Below are 20,307 nucleotides of genomic sequence, written 5' to 3'. Positions count from 1 at the left end.
AAGACATTGGAAGAACAAAAAATCCAAAAGACCGAACTTAAAAAAGCCTGCGCCAATTGTGGGGCGGAGCTGAAGTACAAGCCAGGGACCACTAGCATCAGTTGTGAATACTGTGGCCACCAAGAGACCATTGCCGTAGACGAAAATGGGTTCGAGGAATTGGAGCTGTATCCTTTCCTAAAGGAAATGGGAGCACAAAAGCACAGCGAGGAAATTTCCATGCTGCACTGTAAAAATTGCGGTGCAGACCAGCATGTGGAGGAAAACTACAAATCACTCCATTGTGTGTATTGTGGTCAACCCTTGGTCATTGAGGACGCCTACAAAGAGAATTGGATTTTACCCGGAGCGGTCCTACCTTTTCAAATTGACAAGAAACAGTCTTTTACCATCTTTAAAAACTGGGTAAAAGGACTATGGTTTGCCCCGAACAACCTAAAAAAAGCATCTCTTGACCCTCAATTTACCAAAGGCCTCTATCTGCCCTATTGGACTTTTGATGCGCAACTTTATGCCTCCTACATCGGTCAACGGGGCGAATATTATTACGAAACCAAGAGGGTCAGGAATTCCAATGGTAAAATGGTGACCCAAAGGGTCAGAAAGACAAGATGGTATCCTGCATCGGGACAGGTTTCAGGATTTGTGGATGACACTTTGATCAAAGCTTCGCACCAAAAAACGGGGAGAATTCCAGGTAAAATCGCTTTTTGGGATTTAAAAAAACTACAACCTTTTGACAGCGGTTTTCTATCAGGGTTTGTCACTGAAAAATATACCATTCCACTAAAGGATGGACATATACATTCCAAAGAAGTGGCCAAGGGAATTGCAGATTCATGGTGCAGAAGGGATATTGGTGGGGACACGCAACGCGTGACCAGCATGGACATGGAACTCACCGAGGAGACCTTCAAGCATATCCTATTGCCTGTTTATGTAAGTGCTTACCGATACAATGGCAAGGAGTACAACTTTTTTATCAACGGGGAGAATGGGCAAATCTCTGGAAGTCGTCCGTATAGTTTTTGGAAAATCTTCTTTACCGTACTGGCCGTGCTTGCGGTAGTTGCAGTAATTGTTTTTCTATCAAAAAAGTAAAATGAAAAAACTTCTGATTCTTATATTTCTGATATCCATCTCATCCTGTGCACAGGATGGAAAGATCATTTCCAAAGAACCTCTTATCCTCTCTGATTCCATAACGACCCGATTGGAAAAAAGCGTCCCCCATTTGGATGCCATCCAGTTTTCAAAAATCACCTATTTGTCGGATGGCCTTCAGGTAACCGGATATGTGGCCGAACCCAAAAAAGAAGGCAACTATCCCTGTATCATTGCAAATAGAGGTGGAAATAGGGAATTTGGGCAATGGACTCCACTCAGTATCGCTTATTTTATGGGTAAAATGGCCAGTTGGGACTATGTAGTGGTGGCAAGTCAATATAGAGGTAATGATGGTGGTGAGGGCATGGAACAATTTGGCGGTGCTGAAGTGGACGATGTATTGAACTTGTTGCCTGTTTTGGAACAACTGCCAAAGGCAGATACTTCCCGTATTGGTATTGAAGGTGGTAGCCGAGGTGGCATGATGACCTATTTGTCCTTGAAAAATTCCAGTAGGTTCAAAGCTGCCGTGGTTGTAGCTGGAATGGCCGATGCACATCTCAACATTAAAAACAGGGCAGAAATGGAAACTGTTTTTGCTGAGTTGGCACCCAATTACGCTTCTGATAAAGAAAATCAACTAAACCAACGTTCCGCAGTGCAATGGGCCGATGAAATATGCAAGACCACCCCTCTTTTGATCATGCACGGCAGCGCAGATTGGAGGGTTTCCCCAGAAGAATCCCTTACTCTAGTGAATAAATTGTACGAGTATAAGCATCCGACACGGTTTATTTTGTTTGAAGGCGCTGACCATGGGATAAGCGAATTCCGCAAGGATATGTTCGATGCCATGAAAAGTCACTTTGACCGCTATGTCAGGGACGAAAGCCCCCTGCCTGAGATGAAGCCCCATGATGGATAATTCTAATCCAAAAACACCAAACAAACGGGGTTAGGATGTTCGGTATCATGCGAAAAAGTCAGGGTTCCATTTTCCATATCCCTTTTAAAAATTGAAATATTGCTTGTCTTCTTATTGGCGACCAACAAGAATTCGCCCGTTGGGTCCATGGAAAAGTTTCTGGGCCAATCCCCGTGAACCGATTCCCTTCCGACCAACTCCAATTGACCAGAGTCTCCATCCACAGCAAAAATCACAATGGTATTTTCCCCTCGATTGGAACCGTATAAAAACTTGCCATCGGGAGATAAATGCAAGTCGGCGCAAAAGCTTTCACCATCAAAATCAGCAGCCAAAGTCGGAACCACCTGAACTTCCCGATAATTTCCTTCAGCATCCTTTTCAAAAACGGAAATAGTGCTGTTCAGTTCATTGATGACATAAAGTAACTGACCATTCTTACCAAAGGTAAAGTGGCGTGGGCCCGCTCCATCTTCAAACGGTATTGAACTTTGTTCAGCAGGGACGAACGCTCCATCCTTTTGATGGTATCGTTTTACCGCATCCAATCCCAAATCGGTAACCATGAGGCCATCGGTATTGAACTGGGCCATGTGTGCATGGGAGGTTTTCACGGAATCCAATGGTTTATGGTCGATCAGCTGCGGATTATCGGCCAAGGAACCATTCTCCTTTAGGGAAAATATAGAGACATTGCCGCCTGTATAGTTGGCAACGGCCAAATGTCCGTCTCCCGAAAGTGATACATGGCAAGGATGTGCCCCTTGGGTCCCCATACTGTTTTGAAGTTCCAGAACATCCCTGTCCAACGCAAAGGCGGTAACACCTCCACCCAAACTATCAAAATCGGCAGTTTCCTGAACGGCGTATAGGTTCTTTTTGTCTTCCGAAATAGCCAAATAGGAGGGGTTGGTCAACTTGGCCGCCAGTTTTTGGTTGGAAAGCTCTCCTGTGTTTGAATCAAACGTATAGGTATAGATACCTTCACTATCGCCATCGGTATAGGTTCCGACAAATAGGGTATACATAGGTTTTTCTTCTGGTTTTTCTGCACAGGCTATTACCAGTACAGCAGCTATGCCAGCTAGGATGATTTTTTTCATGGATGTTTAGTTAGGCCACCCAAATTAAACATTCTAAATCAAAGAAGCGCTATTTACGATAGTTCGGACTTGATTTCCTTTTGAAGGAAAAAGCCTGTCACAATGGTCGATAGCACATCTGCAATGCAAAACGAAAGCCAAACACCTATCTCGCCCATAAAATTGGGCAGAATCAAAATCAACGGGATAAAAAAGAAACCTTGACGTGTCAAGGTCAACAACAAGGCGGGAATGGCCTTGCCAATGGCCTGAAAATAAGCTGCACCTATCAATTGTATGGCAATAATCGGAGTCGCGGCAAATACCAATCGCATGGCCAAGGGTATGTGTTCCAACACAAAATTATTCGCTGCCAACTCTTCAGAGGACAGCTCGGGGCGATTGCTTAAAAACAAGGAAGCAATTTCCGAAGGAATAACCATCAGCACCACAAAAACAAGCGTGGCGACCAGGGCCGCATATTTGATGGCCGTATAAATGGATTCCTTTACCCTATCGTACTTTACTGCTCCGTAGTTGTAGCCAGCTATAGGCAAAAACCCTTGGGTTACACCAAAGACCGGAAACAGTGCAAACATGAGCATTCTACCGATAATGGCATACACCGCCACCATGGCCTCCCCGCCCAAATTGAACAATATATTGTTCATCAACAAATAGGTGATGCTGGTCACCGCCTGTCTGGCCAAGGTCACAAATCCCAAGGAACCGATTTCCCGGAGAATGGGTCGGTCCAATCCAAAATGGGAAACATCTATTTTTAGTTCCGAATTTTTGGACAGGAAAAAGTAAAACACATAAAAGAAACAGAGTAAATAGCCTACCGTAGTAGCCCAAGCCGCTCCGTGCATGCCCCAATCGAACAAATAGATGAAAATATAGTCCATGAGTAGGTTGCCAATGGACGGAATGATCATCGCGATCATGGCAAATCGAGGTTTGCCTTCGGCACGGATAACGGAATTTCCCATCATACAGAGGGCCAAAAAAGGAACTCCGTATAAAATGATGGTATAGTAAACCTTGGCGGGTTCAAAAATGGAACCTTTGCCACCAAAAGCTGGAATCAGACTGTCCACATAATAGAGTCCAAGGGCCACCATTGTAATGGTAACCAATAAGGTCAATGTAATCTGGTTTCCGAAGGTTTTCAGGGCCTTTTCGCGGTTATTCGCCCCTAGCGCCCTTGATATGATACTGGAACCACCGATACCGATGGCCATTCCCAAGGCGGCAATGAAAAAGGATACGGGCAGCACCACATTAATGGCGGCTATGGCGATGGAACCTATCCAGTTTCCCACAAAAATGGAGTCCACCAGTACGTTCAGGGACATTACCAAAATACCTATCGAAGCGGGTACGGCCTGTTTGATCAGTAATTTTCCAATGGGCTCCTGCCCAAGTTCATCTGAGGTAATTTTGGCCATGCCAGCGGGTATTCTTCGAATTTAGATTAAAGTGAAGGGCAAATCTGGTTCAAAACTACAATGCATTTACCAAATTCCCTTTGTTCTCTTTTAGATTTTCGGCAATACTGTCCCAAAGCTCAATCCTATATTGCAGTGCCTGCTTGCTGTATTCCAACACATCGTTCCACTTTTGCTCATCGGAACCACAAAGAGCCTGAATCATGCGCATGGCCAAGGGACCGTGTTCATCACCATCCAATTCAATATGCCTTTTGAGGTAATATTCCAGTTTTTTATAGTTACTCGGACCATTTTCCCCTGATTGCTCGATGATGCCCAAGAACATATCCGGAATCAGGTCTTCGCGACCAAAGGTAAAGGCTGCTGCAATAAGATGTGGTTGTTGACTGTTGATGACTTCAAAAGTAAACTGTAGAAAGTTCTTTTCGGCCTGATTGAGTTCAGCCGTTTCAATTTGGCTTGAAATAGCCTTTAGATTGGTAAAAGATGAAATGATGGCCTCAACTTTATGGGTATCCGCATTTACCTCTTGCATGGCATCCAAGTACATTTCAAAATGACTTTTGGCCTCTCCCTTTTCATTGAAGTCACTTTCTTCTTCCATCACAATCTCATTGATGAACCGTGCCACTGAGGTATTGTTGGCGGGTTGCCAAGGCAAGCCCACACAAGTTAGGTGCTGCTGTAAGGCTTTTAGAAGCGACATAAAATCCCAAACAGCATAGACATGGCTCTCCATGAAGGTTTTAATGTCAGCAACCGACTCCAATTGGGCATAAAGCGGATGGTTCTTGAGTTGTTTGCGTAAGGGTTGAAGCTCTTGCTCCAGGTTTTCAATTTTCATAGCAATTCTCTTGTTCTCTTCTTCTACGGAATTTATCGGATGTTGGTTTGGGGCAGGGCATCTTTTTCCTGCCATTCCTTGATCCATTTGGCCATAAGTTCGGCCCAATCGTCACGGTCGTTCAAACAAGGAATATGGATGTAGTCCCCTCCTCCAGCTTCTTGGAACTGCTCCTTCCCTTCCATGGCGATTTCTTCCAGTGTCTCCAAACAATCACTTACAAAGGCAGGGGTGATCACGGCCAATTTTTTGATGCCTTCGTGTCCTAATCGTTCAAACTCTTTATCGGTAAAGGGTTGCAACCATGGATCACTGCCCAATCTGGATTGAAAAGAGGTGCTTACCTTTTCCTCTGGCAAGTTCAGCTCTTTTTTGACCAACTCTGTAGTATCGTAACATTGGTGGCGGTAACAGGTATGGTGCGCCACGGAATTGGTCTTGCAACACTGCCCGTTCAACTGGCAATGGAACTTGGTCGGGTCCGATTTTCTGATATGCCTCTCGGGAATTCCGTGATAGGAAAATAGGATATGGTCGTAATCAAACCCCTGTAAGCCTTCTGCAATACTTTTTGATAATATTTTGATGTAATCAGGATTACTGTAAAATGCGGGCAATGTGGTCAAATGCATTTCAGGGAAGTCCTGTTGCTGTATTTCCAGTGCTTTTACAACCACCGTTTCGTAGGAAGACATGGCGTAATGCGGGTACAAGGGCACCAAGAAAACCTCATCGACACCTTTGTCCTTCAATTCCTGTAATCCTTCTTTAATGGACATAGATCCGTATCGCATACCAAGAGCTACGGGAAGATCGGTGTGCTTTTGTACTTTTTCCGTGAATCTTTCGGAAAGGATGATCAACGGAGAACCTTCTTCCCACCAAATTTTGGAATAGGCCTCAGCCGATTTTTTGGGACGGGTATTCAAAATAATTCCGCGAACGATGATGTTTCTTAATACGGGATTGACATCGATAACGCGTTCATCCATCAAAAATTCATCCAAATACGGCTTCACATCCTTTGCGGTAGGGCTGTCCGGCGAACCCAAATTGACCAATAAAACTCCTTTTTTCACGGCTCTTTAGTTTAGGCCGCTAAAATACAACACGAAGTGGACTTCACCTTTTGCGCATCAAAATACTTTCTTATGGCGAAATAATCTTTCTCGATTTTGTTCAACCAATATTCCTTCCTTGTGCATTTCTGCCTTATTTTTGGGATATGGGGTCTTTCTATGACAATGTTTCCAAAGAGTCGCTCATCTATTTGGGTGTTGCCCTGCTGGTGCTCATCATCCTTTATTGGAGCACCTCGGTAGTATTGAAGCGTTTGGGTAAAAATCCAAAATACCTTCTGCCCAAAAGTTCTTTTAAACGATTGGCATTCCCCCTTGTTTTGATTTTCATTTCAGTGTTGCTCCGGATGAAAGCCCTGCGGGACCTATTAAACCTTGAGGATGCCGAATTTTGGTTTAAAAAAGCCAGTACCATCCTATTTATTTTTGCCATGGCTTGGGTTATGATCGCTTTGCTTAAAATCATAAAAAAGGCGGTCATTCAAAATTATGATATTGGAGAGGCTGACAACCTCAAAGCTCGAAAGGTCTATACCCAGTTTACCATTCTGGAACGTATTTTTATTTTCATCATTATTTTGCTTGGCGTAGGTTTTATCCTGATGAGCTTCGAAGAAATCCGGGAAGTGGGCATCAGTATTTTTGCCTCTGCGGGTGTTGCGGGAATTATCATCGGGTTTTCTGCACAACAGTTCATCGGAACTATTTTGGCAGGCATCCAAATTGCGATTGCGCAGCCTATCAAACTCGATGATGTGGTGATCGTAGAGGGAGAATGGGGCCGAATCGAAGAGATTACATTAACCTATGTGGTGGTGAGCATTTGGGACAAAAGACGCTTGATCGTGCCCACTCCCTACTTTATAAACCAACCTTTCCAGAACTGGACCAAGACTTCGTCCGACCTGCTGGGCACCATATTTTTATATGTGGATTACAACGTTCCTTTTGATAAGATCAGGGAGGCGCAAACAGAAATTTTAAACAATACGGACCTCTGGGACGGTAAGGTAAATGTGGTTCAGGTAACGGACACCAAACCCAATTACGTGGAGATACGGACGTTGGTAAGTTCCAAAGATTCTCCCACGGGCTGGGATTTGCGAGTGCATGTCCGTGAAAAACTGATCGAGTTTTTACAGGAAAATTATCCCGAAAGCATTGCTAGAACCACCCGATTGACGGTTGAACGTAAAGATCACGACCAGACTGACTCCTAATTTCAACTTCGTTTTTGCCCTTTGAAAGGATTTTCTTCAGTAGTTACTTGAGATAGTTATCTTTAGAACACTTAAACTATGCTTGCACATGAAAAACCTATTTCCTTTCTTAATGGGCATCCTTTTAATTTGTTATGGATGCTCCAAAGATGAATCCCAACAGCCTAACCCAAATCCCACCGAAGGAGAAGAGCCCACTAATGAGGAACCACAGGAACAGGAACCTGAAATGATCACCTATTTTGCTTTTGAAGCCTTGGTGGACACAGGACAAACCGATGATTGGATTATTATTCACGATGACAAAGGCAGCCTATTGGATTTTAAACCTTTTGAGTTTGGAGACACGCTTGAATTCCAGGTCTTGGAAGATGGGATACAACCCAATAATTTTACCGTCACATTGTTCAAATATAAAAACTCGGTTGATGGCGAAATGATGCATAACATTGAATCATATCCCAACATAGCTGCCGAGTCCCATTGGCAATATACCTCAGATCCCAGCGCAACCAATGATTTGCCGAGAGACTCTTCCACCGGCAGTTTTAATATAACCGTTGAGAATGTCGTATCTCCAAAATACCGATGGATTTCTGATAGGCAAGGTATTTTAGTTGCAACTAGCGGTCCAGATCTTCCAGGGTTTATCGACAATTATACCCATGAGAACATTCCGATTTATGATAGCCCTGATTTCTTTTTTACCATATATGATTCAAGTAACGACCTAAAATACTACTCAATGGAAAACATGAATGATGGAGATGATATAACTGTGGATTATTCAGACTTTAAATCTTTTGATAGTTATTTAGAAATTGCACTGCCCGACAGCCCTTCAACCTATCAACTATCATCAATTTCAGCATTTTTTGATGAAGGGCAACCCATCGATTTGAGCGGAGGAAAATTCACATCATATTTCTTTGCGGAAACCGAACCACCCAAACCACTTAAGCTTGGCTACTTGGATTCCTTTTCCAAATATTTAAGTATTATAAGCTTTAACAGTGATGATTTTCTATATGCCTATTCAAAATTTGGTGATAAACCAGATGAGATCGTTATCCCGGAAAATAAGGCAATAAACGTTGTGAACGAGTCTGTTTACAACTATGAATTCGAATCCAACGTGGATTTTCAAATGAAGGATGTTTTGTGGGAAATAAAGGAAGGTGAACGTTATGTAGATTTGATTCAGACTTCATGGAATGTGTTTTCTGCTCCTGGTTTTTCGGGAACAATAGGAGAAATTCCAGAAGAAATACAATCATCCTACCCCAATTTAAGGATTGATGATCTAATTTTAACCTCAACGACCTTACATTTGGATTTCATCACATATCCCGATCTATTGCAGGTCGAGTTCATTGATCCAGAATTAAAAACATACTACAAGTCCCATGAATATTTTAGATTTAAACATTAAGGTATATTTTTCCATACTCCTTACCTTAGGGATGCTATCCATTACCTCTGCCCAACAGATCACATGTTCCCCTGAGGACAAATCCCTTTTTGAGACGAAAATTAATGACTTAGAGCAAACCAAAGCCATGAGTCTCGGAGATACTATTATCTCGGTCGGACAATCCTTTCTGGGAACTCCTTACGTGGAAAAAACGCTTGAGGTTGGCGACACGGAAACCTTGGTCGTGAATTTTGGCGGCCTGGATTGCACCACCTTTGTGGAAAACGTGCTGGCCTTTAGCATGATGCTCCAAAATCAACAAAAAGATTTTGAGAATTTCACTGAAAACTTGGAAACCGTTCGGTATAGAAATGGAAATTTAGAAGGGTACCCCTCTCGCCTACATTACTTTACGGAATGGATTCGCAACAATGAGAAAAAAGGGCTGATAGAGGACATCACTGCCGAACTTGGCGGTGTGGAGTTGGAAAAACCCATCAATTTTATGGGGACTCACCGCAACTTGTATCCTTTTTTGGCCAGCGATGAAAACTTTGAAGCGATGGTCTCGGTAGAAAAAGAAATCGCGAAGGAAAAGTTTTGTTATTTGCCACAAGATGAAATTGAAAGCAAGGAACACCTCATCAAATCTGGAGACATTCTTGCCTTGGCCACTTCCATAAAAGGCTTGGATGTGACCCATACGGGAATCGCCATCCATCAACCGGACGGCAGATTGCATTTATTGCATGCCTCCAGCAAAAACGGCGAAGTGGAAATTTCCGAATTGCCCTTGGCGGATTACCTTAAAAACATCAAAAGCAATATCGGGATTATTGTGGCGAGGCCGACCTTACTTTCGTTTTAAGCACCATTCAATGGCACCTAAAAGGTGCTGACGGAACATGGGTTCATCATAAGAATCCTCGGTATGACCGCTGCCTGTGTAAAAAGCCCTTCCACCATCGAATTCGTGGTACCAGGCTATCGGGTGATTTGACCCGTTGGTTCCACCTTCGTAACTGCTTTCATCCAAATTAAGCAAAACCATAGTGTCGGAACTTAGGTTTTTGTAGTTGTACCATTCATCGGTCCTTGACCACGAATCTGGTAAATGCGCCGTGGATGGATGCGCTTTGTTCATCACTTCGACAGTGGCTTGTCTCACATTGGGGTCATGGGGATGGGAATCAAAATAACCGCCTACCAATCTTCCATACCAAGCCCAGTCATATTCCGTATCAGCTGCGGCATGGACTCCCAAAAAGGCACCTCCTCCTTTAATGTAGGATTCAAATGCGCTTTGCTGTGCGTCGTTCAAAACATCCATCGTCGTGTTCAAAAAAACTACAAGTTTGTAGTTATTCAAGTTTTGTCGGGTAAAGTCTTCGCCGGATTCGGTTTGCAAAGCAACAAAGCCATTTTTTCTACCCAATTCCCGTAAGGTTTGAACGCCTTTCTCAATGGATTTATGCCTATACCCTTCTGTTTTGGTAAATACCATTACCAATTCGGGCATTTTTACATTTTCCTTTTCTGCGACAGGTTCCTCTTGGGCGTTAACACTGAATATCAGGCAAAAGGCAAGTAACAGGATAGTGAATCTCATAAGAACAATTTTAGACGTTTGAAGTTAAATATTTTTTAGGTGTGGTGCCGAATTTCTTTTTGAATGAGGCTATAAAATGACTGGCGGTACTGTAGCCTACTTTTAAACCGACTTCATTCACATTGTGCTTGCCCGTTTCCAACATTTTGCGAGCATATTCCATTTTATAATCGAACAAAAATCCGAATACGGAGTCCCCATAGATCTGTTTGAAGCCTTCCTTCAATTTTTTCAGGCTCAGCCCAACTTCTTGCGATAATTCGGCCAGAGTAGGCGGCTCGGCCATACGGGAAATCATGATTTCCTTCGCCATTCGTATACGGCGGACATTATCCTCATCGGCCAAATAAGGGCATTGTTCCAAATCGGCATCTTCTGTCTTATTGAAATAGAGGGAAATCAGCTCGTAGACCTTGCCTTTTAGATACAGTTTTTTGATGGATGGATGCAAGTTGTAGTTCATCAATTGGCTCAGGACCACCGCAGTTGCCGGCGATACCATTTCCTGGGAATAGTATTTCTTCTCCTTGTTTTCCTCGCTTAAGAACGGAATGTAGTCCGCTTCATCGGAAAACAGCGAATGGAACTTCCTGATGGTCATGACGACCGAGAGCAACCAGGATCCAGGCGAAACCACTAGATCAAGGGGTAAGTCCTTCTGGGTATTATAGAGCAGCAAGGAGTTTTCCTCGTTAACCTCCAAATAGTAGTTCCCCTCATTAAAATTGAACTTCGACTTGCCCTTCAAACAAAAGTGAAATTGAATGTAGGAACTGTCGATATCCCGTTCTATCAACTTGGGTTCCTGGGTATCATTCTGGATTTTAAGGATGTAAATTCCGTCTTCGACCAAAATTTCGTCATAAGAACCTCTAGCGATATTTTTCATATTGGTTTTCAATCTAATTTTACTTTTGGATTAATTTAGAATCGCTCTAAATTGTGTTGTTCATTATCAAATTTATCAATAATAACAATGCTTTCCGTCAATTTTATCAAAAATAAAACATAAAATAACAGCGGTGGTTATTTATAGTACCGCTAGCGTTATTTTTTGACCTATAAGCCTGTTATTTTTGTGCTGCGATTTATATCCTTTATGAGGGACTACCATATTTCAAAACATAATTCCTTCTATGCCGTTGGGTTGAGTTACAAGAAGGCGGATGCAGAGGTTAGAGGAAAGTTCAGTCTGGATGTTCCTGCCATTGACCATATTCTGGGCAAGGCCAAGGAAATCGGAATTGATGGCTTGCTTGCCATTTCCACTTGCAACAGAACCGAACTTTATGGTTTTGCACAGCATCCCTACCAGCTTATCAAACTCCTTTGCGACGAAACCCACGGAACTGTTGAAGAATTTCAGGAAGTAGCATACGTGTATAAAAACCACGATGCCATTTCGCACATGTTCAAGGTAGGCACTGGACTCGATAGCCAAATTTTGGGCGATTTTGAAATCATCAGCCAGATAAAGCAAGGATTTTACCGATCTAAAAAGCACGAAATGGCCAACCCGTTCTTAGAACGGTTATGCAACTCCGTAATTCAGGCCAGTAAACGTATCAAAAACGAAACGGAACTTTCATCCGGTGCCACATCGGTAGCATTTGCTTCGGTAAAATATATTTTGGACAATGTCGATGATATTTCCAACAAGAACATCCTATTGTTTGGAACGGGTAAAATTGGAAGAAACACATGTGAAAACCTGGTAAAGCACTCCAACAACTCCCATATTACCTTAATCAACAGAACTCGGGAAAAAGCAGAGGACATTGCCGGAAAATTTCAATTGACGGTAAAGGATTATGGCGACCTGCAAACGGAAATCCGAAAGTCCGATATTCTTGTAGTTGCCACCGGAGCCCAATTGCCAACCGTTTCCAAAGCGTTGATCTATCCTAAAAAACCATTGTTGGTGTTGGATTTATCCGTTCCCAAAAACGTATCCGACGATGTAAAAGAGCTGGACAATGTCACTCTTGTTCATCTGGATCAACTCTCACAGATTACGGATGAGACCTTGGCCAAAAGAAAAGAATACGTTCCCAAAGCGGAAACTATCATAGAAAAAGTGAAAAAGGATTTCTTAAAATGGTTGGAAACCCGCAAGTTTGCCCCTGTGATCAATGCACTTAAGGACAAACTGAACACCATGAAGACAGAAGAAATCGATTTTCAGACCAAAAAAATTGAAGGTTTCGACCAAATTCAGGCAGAAATCATCTCCGATAGGATCATTCAAAAAATCACCAAGCAGTTTGCCAACCACTTAAAGAGCAACGAGGTGGATACCGATGATAGTCTGGAACTGATCCAGAAAGTATTTCAGCTAGAACTACACTCCAAATGAGCAAAATAATCCGCATTGGAACCCGCGACAGCGAATTGGCGCTGTGGCAAGCAACCACCGTGCAACAAAAGCTGGAAGCACTCGGGTACGACACCATTTTGGTGCCGACAAAGTCCATGGGGGACCAAGTGTTGGACAAACCGCTGTACGAGCTTGGTGTTACTGGAATATTTACCAAGACCTTGGACGTTGCATTGCTCAAAGGGAATATTGATATTGCGGTACATTCCATGAAAGATGTGCCCACACAATTGCCTAAGGGAATAGTACAAGTAGCCGTTTTGGAACGTGCCATCACTCATGACATACTGGTCCACAAAGGCGATGCCTTTTTAAATGCTGAAGGACCTGCAACCATTGCAACTGGAAGTTTACGGCGAAAGGCCCAATGGCTGAACAAGTACCCCAACCACAAAGTGGTGGACCTTAGGGGAAATGTGAACACCCGTCTCCTCAAGCTTATTGAAAATGATTGGCAAGGAGCCATCTTTGCTCAGGCAGGATTGGAACGCATCAAACTATTACCCAAGGATGCCATACAATTGGATTGGATGATCCCCGCTCCTGCACAAGGCGCCATGCTCGTAGTTACCAAAGAGGAGGATGATTTTACCAAAGAGGCTGTGGGCGAACTAAACCATTCGGAAACCGAATTGGCCACAACCATTGAGCGTGAGTTTTTGCGAACGCTGGAAGGTGGTTGTACCGCACCAATAGGCGCTTTGGCTCAAATAAAAGACAAAACGGTATATTTTGAAGGGGTTGTTTTCTCTTTGGATGGAAAACAGAAAATCGACATCAAAAAAGAAGTAAAGCTGTCCGATGCCAAAGGCCTTGGAAAAACATGCGCCGATGAAGTATTGCAAAAAGGAGGCGACAAATTGATGCAAGAAATCAGAAATGAAAACAGTACTGTCCACTAAAATGTTGAGTCCGTCGCAAAAAGAGCTTTTTCTAAATTCCGGTTTGGGATTGGTGGAGTACGATGCCCTAAAAATCGAACTGTTGGATGTAAAAATCCCGTTCACTTACAGCAACTATATTTTCACAAGTAAGAATGCCGTGAAAGCATTTTTACAGCAAACCAAAAAGTTAGATTTATCAAAATACAATGCTTTTTGCGTTGGAGAAAAGACAAAATCACTTTTGGAAGAAAAAGGTCTAAAAGTTATGGAAATGGCCGAAAATGCGTCAGAATTGGCAGAAACTTTGGTCAAAAAGCATCAAAACGAGTCCTTTTTATTTCTTTGTGGCAACAGGAGAAGAACTGAACTCCCTGATACTTTGATAAAAAATAACGTTCAGTATAAAGAATTGGAGGTGTACCGTACAAATCTAAATCCAAAGGGGTTTCAACGTGATTTTGATGGCATCCTGTTCTTTAGTCCCAGTGGCATCCGAAGCTATCTTTTGAAAAACACTTTAGGGGAAAGCACCTTGTTCTGTATTGGAAATACTACCGCTTCAGAAGCTCAAAAACATTCAAAAAATATTATTGTAGCCAACAGACCAACCGTGGAAAACGTGCTGGTGCAGGCGATAAACAACTATAAGCACTTATGATAAAAAACGATTTGTTCCTAAAGGCATTGAAAGGCGAAACCGTGGAACGTCCGCCAGTATGGATGATGCGACAAGCAGGGCGCTATTTGCCAGAATTTATGGAACTCCGTAAAAAATACGATTTCTTCACTCGTTGCCAAACACCCGAATTGGCTTCGGAAATTACCGTACAGCCGATACGCCGATACGGAATGGATGCCGCCATTTTGTTCAGTGACATTTTGGTAATTCCCCAGGCCATGGACATCGAGGTACAGATGAAACCGAATTTTGGTCCTTATTTGCCCAACCCCATCCGTTCGCGATCGGATTTGGACAAAGTGATCGTACCGGACATTCAGGAAACGTTGGGCTATGTGATGGATGCCATTACTATGACCAAAGAAAAATTGAATGATGAAGTTCCCTTGATCGGGTTTGCAGGTTCGCCTTGGACGCTGCTTTGCTATTGTGTGGAAGGTCAAGGCAGCAAAAGCTTTGATAAAGCCAGGGGATTCTGTTTTACCCAGCCAAAAGCTGCGCATGAATTGCTTCAAAAAATCACGGATACGACCATTGCATATTTAAAGGCCAAGGTAAAAGCAGGTGTAAATGCCGTTCAGGTTTTTGATTCGTGGGGCGGGATGTTATCTCCGCAAGATTACCAGGAATTTTCCTGGAAATACATTCAACAGATCGTGGATGCGTTAAAAGACGAGGCTCCCGTAATCGTTTTTGGAAAAGGATGTTGGTTCGCTCTCAAGGAAATGGCCAATTCCGGGGCATCTGCCGTAGGTGTTGATTGGACTTGTTCCGCTCAAAATGCACGATACTTAACTGGGGGCAATGTGACTCTTCAAGGTAATTTTGATCCAGCTCGCTTGCTTTCGCCTCCTGAGAAAATCAAGGAAATGGTCACGCAGATGATTCGTGATTTTGGTAAGGACAAATACATTGTGAACCTGGGCCACGGAATATTACCCAACATTCCTGTGGAAAATGCAAAAGCATTTATTGATGCGGTAAAAACATATAAGGAGTGAACCTTGTTGGAATAGTAAAGCGGGTCGATTTTAAAAATATACTGAAAGGTTTTCTCATTGGTTTGAGTCGGCCCCACTTTATTTGGCCCACCATCAAGGCGACCAAGGATTGCATAGCCTTTTCGACGAAAAACTATGGCAAGCTGCATCACAAAAATGGCCCGGCGAATGCCTTCAGACATGCTTTTTGGAACTATTTGATTGCAAAAAGATGTTTCAAATGGCAAAACAATGAAGAAACCGTCTTGAATTGGGCAAAAAAGGTAACCGATTGGCATGAGGATTCATTTCCGAACAAACAGTTGCCTAAAGCTATGGATTTGCACAATAACGAAGTGGGTCGTTTCATATTTGCCCAAAACACGGAAAAATCCGAACAGGAAATCATTGAGCTATTAAAGAAAATGGCTCTCGAATCCATCAAAATTGATGAAAGCAGCAACCTTTCTGAATATAAAAATCGAATGGTACATATTTTATAACAATGAAGGATAAGTTTTACCAATACATTCAACAATTACAGGATAACATTACCTCCAAATTGGAAGAATTGGATGGTACCGCCAAGTTCCAACAAGATTTTTGGGAACGCGAAGAAGGTGGAGGCGGCAGAACCCGTGTCATTGAAAATGGTGCCGTTTTTGAAAAAGGAGGGGTCAATATTTCCAAAGTGCACGGCCCATTGCCCAAAAGCATGCAGGATTACTTTGGTGTGGAAGATGTGGATTTCTTTGCCTGCGGCCTTAGCTTGGTCATCCACCCCAAAAGTCCAATGGTACCCACAGTGCATGCCAATTGGCGCTATTTTGAGATGTACGACAAGAATGGCAACATCGTAGATCAATGGTTCGGAGGTGGACAAGACCTTACCCCATATTATTTGTTCGATGAGGATACCACCCATTTTCACACGATTTGCAAAAAGGCCTGTGATGCCCATAATCCAGGATTTTATTCCGCTTACAAAAAGAAATGTGACGAATATTTCTGGAATTCCCACCGGAACGAAGCTCGTGGTGTCGGCGGATTGTTCTTTGATTATTGCAAAGCAACGGAACAAACCAGTATGGAAGATTGGTACCATTTCGTGACCGAGGTCGGGGATAGCTTTCTGGATGCCTACACACCTATTGTCGATAAAAGAAAAGACCTCCCCTATTCCAAAGAACAAAGGGACTGGCAAGAAATTCGTCGCGGCCGTTATGTAGAGTTCAATTTAGTGCATGACAAGGGGACCCTTTTTGGTCTAAAAACCAAGGGCCGTATCGAAAGTATTTTGATGAGTTTACCACCACATGTGCAATGGCGTTATGACCATCACCCTGAAGAAGGTAGCGACGAAGAGAAATTGATAGAAGTGCTACAAAACCCAAAAGATTGGGCCTAATACTTAATTTTGTGCTCAAACCAAATCAATGAGACAGAAAATTTATCAAATAGACGCATTTACCAGTCAAACCTTTGGCGGAAATCCTGCTGCGGTCTGTATTTTGGATTCGTGGTTAAGTCCCGAACTGATGCAAAAAATTGCGCAGGAGAACAACTTGGCGGAAACAGCTTTTGCGGTTAAAAAGGATGAGCTTTACGAAATACGATGGTTTACCCCCGAAGTGGAAGTGGACCTGTGCGGACATGCAACCTTGGCCACGGCCTTCGTCCTGTTCCATTTTTATGAACTTGAAAAAGATACCATTCAGTTTTATTCCGGCCGAAGTGGGAATCTAACCGTAACTAAGGCCGATAATGGTTGGTTGACCATGGATTTCCCAACGGACAATCTGATAGCCATCCGAAACATCGATGAATTGGACAACGCCATAGGGCAGACTCCGGTAAAAACCCTGAAGGGTAAAACCGATTATATGATGGTTTATAGCTCCCAGAAGGAAATCGAAGCTCTTGAACCTAACCATCATCTGTTGGCGCAATTGGATGTTCGTGGGGTTATCGTGACCGCACCTGGGGATGAAGTGGATTTTGTTTCCCGCTTTTTTGCCCCTGCCTGTGGTATTCCAGAAGACCCTGTGACCGGTTCCGCCCACACCTCATTATCCCCCTACTGGACCGAAGTGTTGGATAAAACCAAAATGACAGCCGAACAGCTTTCCAAACGAGGTGGCGATCTAGTCTGTGAGTATTTGGGCGAACGTGTTAAAATTTCAGGAAAAGCCGTGCTTTATCTCACAGGAGAAATTGATGTTTAATTCAGCTTAAAACTAAATATATGTACCCATTAATACGAAACAGAAGACTACGTGCATCAGAATCCATCAGGAGATTGGTCAGGGAAACCACATTGTCCCCGGATGACTTTTTGGTGCCTTTATTTGTGACCGAAGGCAAAGGAATCAAGGAAGAAATACCCTCGATGCCCAACTATTTTAGGCTGAGTTTGGACAATCTCGAAAAAGAAGCAAAGGAACTCTGGAAAATGGGATTGTGCTCCGTCCTTCTTTTTGTTAAGGTCGATGACAAATTGAAAGACAATAAGGGAACCGAAGCCTTGAATCCCGATGGTTTGATGCAGCGTGCCATTAAAACCGTGAAAAATGCCTGTCCACAAATGTTGGTAATGACAGACGTTGCCATGGACCCCTTTTCATCCTACGGACACGACGGTATTGTGGCCGAAGGGCAAATCCTGAATGATGAAACCGCTGAAGTACTAGCTGAAATGAGTGTGTCGCACGCCAAGGCCGGAGCCGATTTTGTGGCTCCCAGTGATATGATGGACGGTAGAATATTGAACATTCGCGAAGCTTTGGAGGAGGAAGGGTTCATCAACACGGGAATTATGGCCTACTCTGCCAAATACGCCAGTGCATTTTATGGTCCCTTCCGTGATGCCCTGGATTCCGCACCAGTGGATATCGCCAATGTACCCAAGGATAAAAAAACCTATCAAATGGATTATGCCAATCGGTATGAAGCCATCAAGGAAACCCAAATGGACATTGACGAAGGGGCCGATATGGTGATGGTTAAACCTGGATTGTGCTATTTGGATATTGTTCGGGAAATAAAAAATGAAGTAGAAGTGCCCGTTGCTGTTTATCAGGTTTCTGGGGAATATGCCATGGTAAAAGCTGCGGCAGAAAAAGGTTGGTTGGACCATGATGCGGTGATGTTGGAACAATTGACAGCCTTAAAAAGAGCAGGTGCCGATATCATCGCCAGTTATTTTGCGAAGGATTTTATCCGTACTTTGGGATAAATCTCAACCAGAATGAAAAGACTTGCCGTTTCGTTTTTCTTCATCACTTTAGTGATTCCTTTTTGCTTTGCCCAACGGGAGCTTGTTCACGCTTATCCCTCCAAATTGGGTTTCGATGAAAATTTCATCAACCAAAAAGTGGATTCCATTATGGAAATGGGCATTGATAGTTTGGCCTTCCCCGGGGCGCAACTCTTGGTCGCCAAGAACGACACGGTTATTTTCCACAAAGCATACGGTTTCCACACCTACGATAGCATTCAGCCCGTCGCGTTGAACGATATGTATGATTTGGCCTCCGTCACAAAAATTTCGGGACCGTTGCCTGCGCTAATGAAGTTGGTGGACGAAGGTAAACTTGATCTGGACAAACCCTTTAGCACTTATTGGGAACCATGGAAACGTCGAAAGGACAAAAAAGAGCTTACCCTTCGGGAAATCTTGGCACATCAAGCAGGTTTGGTGCCATACATCGTCTTTTTACAGAAAGTGCTTCGGAAAAATGGCAAGATCAAAAGGAGGTTTGTCCACAATTCATCGGATAAAAAATTTCAAGGACAGGTATACGATGGACTCTACATCAACAATCGTTTTGAACGAAAAATGAACCGGATCGTCAATCGGTCCAAAGTCTCTGATGAAAAGAAGTACAAATACTCAGGGCTCACCTTTCTGGTTTTCCCCAGTTTGATCGAACAGCTCACAGGTACCGATTATCAAACCTATCTGGATGAAAATTTCTATCAACCTTTGGGTTGCCATACCTTGGGATACCTACCTAAGGAAAACCATTACGTGAATGCCATCGTTCCCACCGAAGTTGATTCGCTCTTTAGAAAAACCTTGGTCAAAGGTTGGGTGCACGACGAAAATGCATCACTTAAAGGAGGGGTTTCGGGCAATGCGGGTCTGTTCGGAACGGCCGATGACTTGGCCAAATTGATGCTCTTTTATCAAAATTATGGGAACATCGATGGACAGCAGCTTATTTCTACCGGGACCGTAAAGGAATTTACCGAAGTGCAATATCCTGAAAACGACAACCGCCGTGGGCTGGGTTTTGACAAACCCCTGCTCGATAATGCTGAACTTTCTTTGGGGGAAGCTTATCCCTCCCCTTTGGCCAGTCCCAAAAGTTTTGGACATTCCGGCTTCACAGGAACCTTTGTGTGGGCGGACCCAGAAAAAAAACTCACTTTTATCTTTCTATCCAACCGGGTGTATCCTTCCAGGGACCATCGTCAACTATATGGTCTGAACATCCGGACGGCCCTACAAGATGTTTTTTACAAAGCGGAGGGGTTGAAGATCGACTAAGGTTAACAAACACAGAAATTTCCTTCATAACATTCCTTTACTTTATATTATTCTCTACATTTAGGCAATCCCCTTGTAATTTTAATCTTAAAACCTTTTGG

General features: G+C 43.2%; 20 protein-coding genes. 14 read left to right on the top strand and 6 right to left on the bottom strand.

Annotated elements, in window-relative coordinates:
- Window positions 1-6: 6 nt before the first annotated feature.
- Together EO132_RS00970 and EO132_RS00965 are read left to right on the top strand one after the other, a co-directional pair.
- Window positions 7-1,101 carry a TFIIB-type zinc ribbon-containing protein gene (locus EO132_RS00970; RefSeq protein WP_127136298.1) on the top strand — a complete coding sequence of 365 codons (1,095 nt, stop codon included), beginning with the start codon at window positions 7-9 and terminating at the stop codon, window positions 1,099-1,101.
- Between the two features lies 1 nt (window position 1,102).
- On the top strand, window positions 1,103-2,032 hold the full coding sequence (locus tag EO132_RS00965) for an alpha/beta hydrolase family protein (protein WP_127136172.1): 930 nt from the start codon (window positions 1,103-1,105) through the stop codon (window positions 2,030-2,032).
- 2 nt (window positions 2,033-2,034) lie between these two features.
- Here the strand turns inward: EO132_RS00965 and EO132_RS00960 are convergent, their stop codons facing one another.
- Genes EO132_RS00960 through hemH form a run of 4 tightly spaced genes read right to left on the bottom strand, consistent with a single transcriptional unit; the run spans window position 2,035 to window position 6,491 of the window.
- Window positions 2,035-3,135, bottom strand: a complete 1,101-nt coding sequence (locus EO132_RS00960; protein WP_127136171.1) for a lactonase family protein — start codon at window positions 3,133-3,135, stop codon at window positions 2,035-2,037.
- A gap of 53 nt (window positions 3,136-3,188) precedes the next feature.
- Window positions 3,189-4,565 (bottom strand): MATE family efflux transporter, encoded by a 1,377-nt coding sequence (locus EO132_RS00955; RefSeq protein WP_127136170.1) that lies wholly within the window; start codon window positions 4,563-4,565, stop codon window positions 3,189-3,191.
- 55 nt (window positions 4,566-4,620) lie between these two features.
- A complete protein-coding gene (locus EO132_RS00950) occupies window positions 4,621-5,487 on the bottom strand; it encodes a DUF3050 domain-containing protein (RefSeq protein ID WP_313781215.1) in 867 nt (288 codons plus the stop codon).
- Complete coding sequence (gene hemH / locus EO132_RS00945) at window positions 5,445-6,491, bottom strand: ferrochelatase (protein WP_127136169.1); 1,047 nt, start codon at window positions 6,489-6,491, stop codon at window positions 5,445-5,447. The genes EO132_RS00950 and hemH overlap by 43 nt, the downstream gene beginning before the upstream one ends.
- Before the next feature lie 146 nt (window positions 6,492-6,637).
- On the opposite strand from hemH, the gene EO132_RS00940 reads away from it, so the two are divergent.
- The 3 genes from EO132_RS00940 to EO132_RS00930 all read left to right on the top strand — a co-directional run bounded on the left by EO132_RS00940 (window position 6,638) and on the right by EO132_RS00930 (window position 9,993).
- Window positions 6,638-7,711: a mechanosensitive ion channel family protein gene (locus EO132_RS00940; RefSeq protein ID WP_164732252.1), complete on the top strand. Its 1,074-nt coding sequence runs from the start codon at window positions 6,638-6,640 to the stop codon at window positions 7,709-7,711.
- A gap of 88 nt (window positions 7,712-7,799) precedes the next feature.
- A complete protein-coding gene (locus tag EO132_RS00935; RefSeq protein ID WP_127136168.1) occupies window positions 7,800-9,143 on the top strand; it encodes a hypothetical protein in 1,344 nt (447 codons plus the stop codon).
- A complete protein-coding gene (locus EO132_RS00930) occupies window positions 9,118-9,993 on the top strand; it encodes an N-acetylmuramoyl-L-alanine amidase-like domain-containing protein (RefSeq protein ID WP_235856350.1) in 876 nt (291 codons plus the stop codon). The genes EO132_RS00935 and EO132_RS00930 overlap by 26 nt, the downstream gene beginning before the upstream one ends.
- On the opposite strand, the gene EO132_RS00925 is transcribed toward EO132_RS00930, so the two are convergent.
- Entirely contained in the window at window positions 9,979-10,734 is a 756-nt protein-coding gene (locus EO132_RS00925) for a ThuA domain-containing protein (protein ID WP_127136167.1), read from the bottom strand. The genes EO132_RS00930 and EO132_RS00925 overlap by 15 nt on opposite strands.
- Window positions 10,735-10,744: 10 nt before the next feature.
- Complete coding sequence (locus EO132_RS00920) at window positions 10,745-11,623, bottom strand: helix-turn-helix domain-containing protein (protein WP_127136166.1); 879 nt, start codon at window positions 11,621-11,623, stop codon at window positions 10,745-10,747.
- 210 nt (window positions 11,624-11,833) lie between these two features.
- Here EO132_RS00920 and hemA point away from each other — a divergent pair, with 210 nt between their 5' ends.
- From hemA to EO132_RS00875, 9 genes are read left to right on the top strand one after another with little or no spacing between them, the layout of a single operon-like run.
- Window positions 11,834-13,090: a glutamyl-tRNA reductase gene (gene hemA / locus EO132_RS00915; protein ID WP_127136294.1), complete on the top strand. Its 1,257-nt coding sequence runs from the start codon at window positions 11,834-11,836 to the stop codon at window positions 13,088-13,090.
- Window positions 13,087-14,013: a hydroxymethylbilane synthase gene (hemC, locus tag EO132_RS00910; protein ID WP_127136165.1), complete on the top strand. Its 927-nt coding sequence runs from the start codon at window positions 13,087-13,089 to the stop codon at window positions 14,011-14,013. Before hemA ends, hemC begins: the two co-directional genes overlap by 4 nt.
- Window positions 13,991-14,653: a uroporphyrinogen-III synthase gene (locus tag EO132_RS00905; protein WP_127136164.1), complete on the top strand. Its 663-nt coding sequence runs from the start codon at window positions 13,991-13,993 to the stop codon at window positions 14,651-14,653. Before hemC ends, EO132_RS00905 begins: the two co-directional genes overlap by 23 nt.
- Entirely contained in the window at window positions 14,650-15,675 is a 1,026-nt protein-coding gene (hemE, locus tag EO132_RS00900) for a uroporphyrinogen decarboxylase (RefSeq protein WP_127136163.1), read from the top strand. Before EO132_RS00905 ends, hemE begins: the two co-directional genes overlap by 4 nt.
- Window positions 15,672-16,157: a DUF6973 domain-containing protein gene (locus EO132_RS00895; protein ID WP_127136162.1), complete on the top strand. Its 486-nt coding sequence runs from the start codon at window positions 15,672-15,674 to the stop codon at window positions 16,155-16,157. The genes hemE and EO132_RS00895 overlap by 4 nt, the downstream gene beginning before the upstream one ends.
- Window positions 16,158-16,159: 2 nt before the next feature.
- Window positions 16,160-17,062, top strand: a complete 903-nt coding sequence (gene hemF / locus EO132_RS00890; protein ID WP_127136161.1) for an oxygen-dependent coproporphyrinogen oxidase — start codon at window positions 16,160-16,162, stop codon at window positions 17,060-17,062.
- A gap of 28 nt (window positions 17,063-17,090) precedes the next feature.
- Window positions 17,091-17,879 (top strand): PhzF family phenazine biosynthesis protein, encoded by a 789-nt coding sequence (locus EO132_RS00885; RefSeq protein ID WP_127136160.1) that lies wholly within the window; start codon window positions 17,091-17,093, stop codon window positions 17,877-17,879.
- A gap of 20 nt (window positions 17,880-17,899) precedes the next feature.
- A complete protein-coding gene (hemB, locus tag EO132_RS00880) occupies window positions 17,900-18,889 on the top strand; it encodes a porphobilinogen synthase (protein WP_127136159.1) in 990 nt (329 codons plus the stop codon).
- 12 nt (window positions 18,890-18,901) lie between these two features.
- The gene (locus EO132_RS00875) at window positions 18,902-20,206 is read left to right on the top strand and encodes a serine hydrolase domain-containing protein (RefSeq protein ID WP_127136158.1); all 1,305 of its coding nucleotides are present in this window, start codon (window positions 18,902-18,904) and stop codon (window positions 20,204-20,206) included.
- Window positions 20,207-20,307 lie beyond the last annotated feature (101 nt).

It is taken from the genome of Flagellimonas oceanensis (assembly GCF_003992595.1).
Classification (GTDB): domain Bacteria; phylum Bacteroidota; class Bacteroidia; order Flavobacteriales; family Flavobacteriaceae; genus Flagellimonas; species Flagellimonas oceanensis.
The sequence above is the reverse complement of the archived record's forward strand: the minus strand, read 5'-3'. Positions and strand labels throughout refer to the sequence as shown.

Bases quoted from the DNA above. Each gene is read 5' to 3' on its own strand.
- hemC (WP_127136165.1), top strand. From the start codon at position 13,087: ATGAGCAAAATAATCCGCATTGGAACCCGCGACAGCGAATTGGCGCTG.
- EO132_RS00875 (WP_127136158.1), top strand. From the start codon at position 18,902: ATGAAAAGACTTGCCGTTTCGTTTTTCTTCATCACTTTAGTGATTCCT.
- hemB (WP_127136159.1), top strand. From the start codon at position 17,900: ATGTACCCATTAATACGAAACAGAAGACTACGTGCATCAGAATCCATC.
- EO132_RS00905 (WP_127136164.1), top strand. From the start codon at position 13,991: ATGAAAACAGTACTGTCCACTAAAATGTTGAGTCCGTCGCAAAAAGAG.
- hemF (WP_127136161.1), top strand. From the start codon at position 16,160: ATGAAGGATAAGTTTTACCAATACATTCAACAATTACAGGATAACATT.
- EO132_RS00920 (WP_127136166.1), bottom strand. From the start codon at position 11,623: ATGAAAAATATCGCTAGAGGTTCTTATGACGAAATTTTGGTCGAAGAC.
- EO132_RS00955 (WP_127136170.1), bottom strand. From the start codon at position 4,565: ATGGCCAAAATTACCTCAGATGAACTTGGGCAGGAGCCCATTGGAAAA.
- EO132_RS00940 (WP_164732252.1), top strand. From the start codon at position 6,638: ATGGGGTCTTTCTATGACAATGTTTCCAAAGAGTCGCTCATCTATTTG.
- EO132_RS00930 (WP_235856350.1), top strand. From the start codon at position 9,118: ATGAATATTTTAGATTTAAACATTAAGGTATATTTTTCCATACTCCTT.
- EO132_RS00925 (WP_127136167.1), bottom strand. From the start codon at position 10,734: ATGAGATTCACTATCCTGTTACTTGCCTTTTGCCTGATATTCAGTGTT.
- EO132_RS00935 (WP_127136168.1), top strand. From the start codon at position 7,800: ATGAAAAACCTATTTCCTTTCTTAATGGGCATCCTTTTAATTTGTTAT.
- EO132_RS00885 (WP_127136160.1), top strand. From the start codon at position 17,091: ATGAGACAGAAAATTTATCAAATAGACGCATTTACCAGTCAAACCTTT.
- EO132_RS00965 (WP_127136172.1), top strand. From the start codon at position 1,103: ATGAAAAAACTTCTGATTCTTATATTTCTGATATCCATCTCATCCTGT.
- hemA (WP_127136294.1), top strand. From the start codon at position 11,834: ATGAGGGACTACCATATTTCAAAACATAATTCCTTCTATGCCGTTGGG.
- hemE (WP_127136163.1), top strand. From the start codon at position 14,650: ATGATAAAAAACGATTTGTTCCTAAAGGCATTGAAAGGCGAAACCGTG.
- EO132_RS00950 (WP_313781215.1), bottom strand. From the start codon at position 5,487: ATGGCAGGAAAAAGATGCCCTGCCCCAAACCAACATCCGATAAATTCC.
- EO132_RS00960 (WP_127136171.1), bottom strand. From the start codon at position 3,135: ATGAAAAAAATCATCCTAGCTGGCATAGCTGCTGTACTGGTAATAGCC.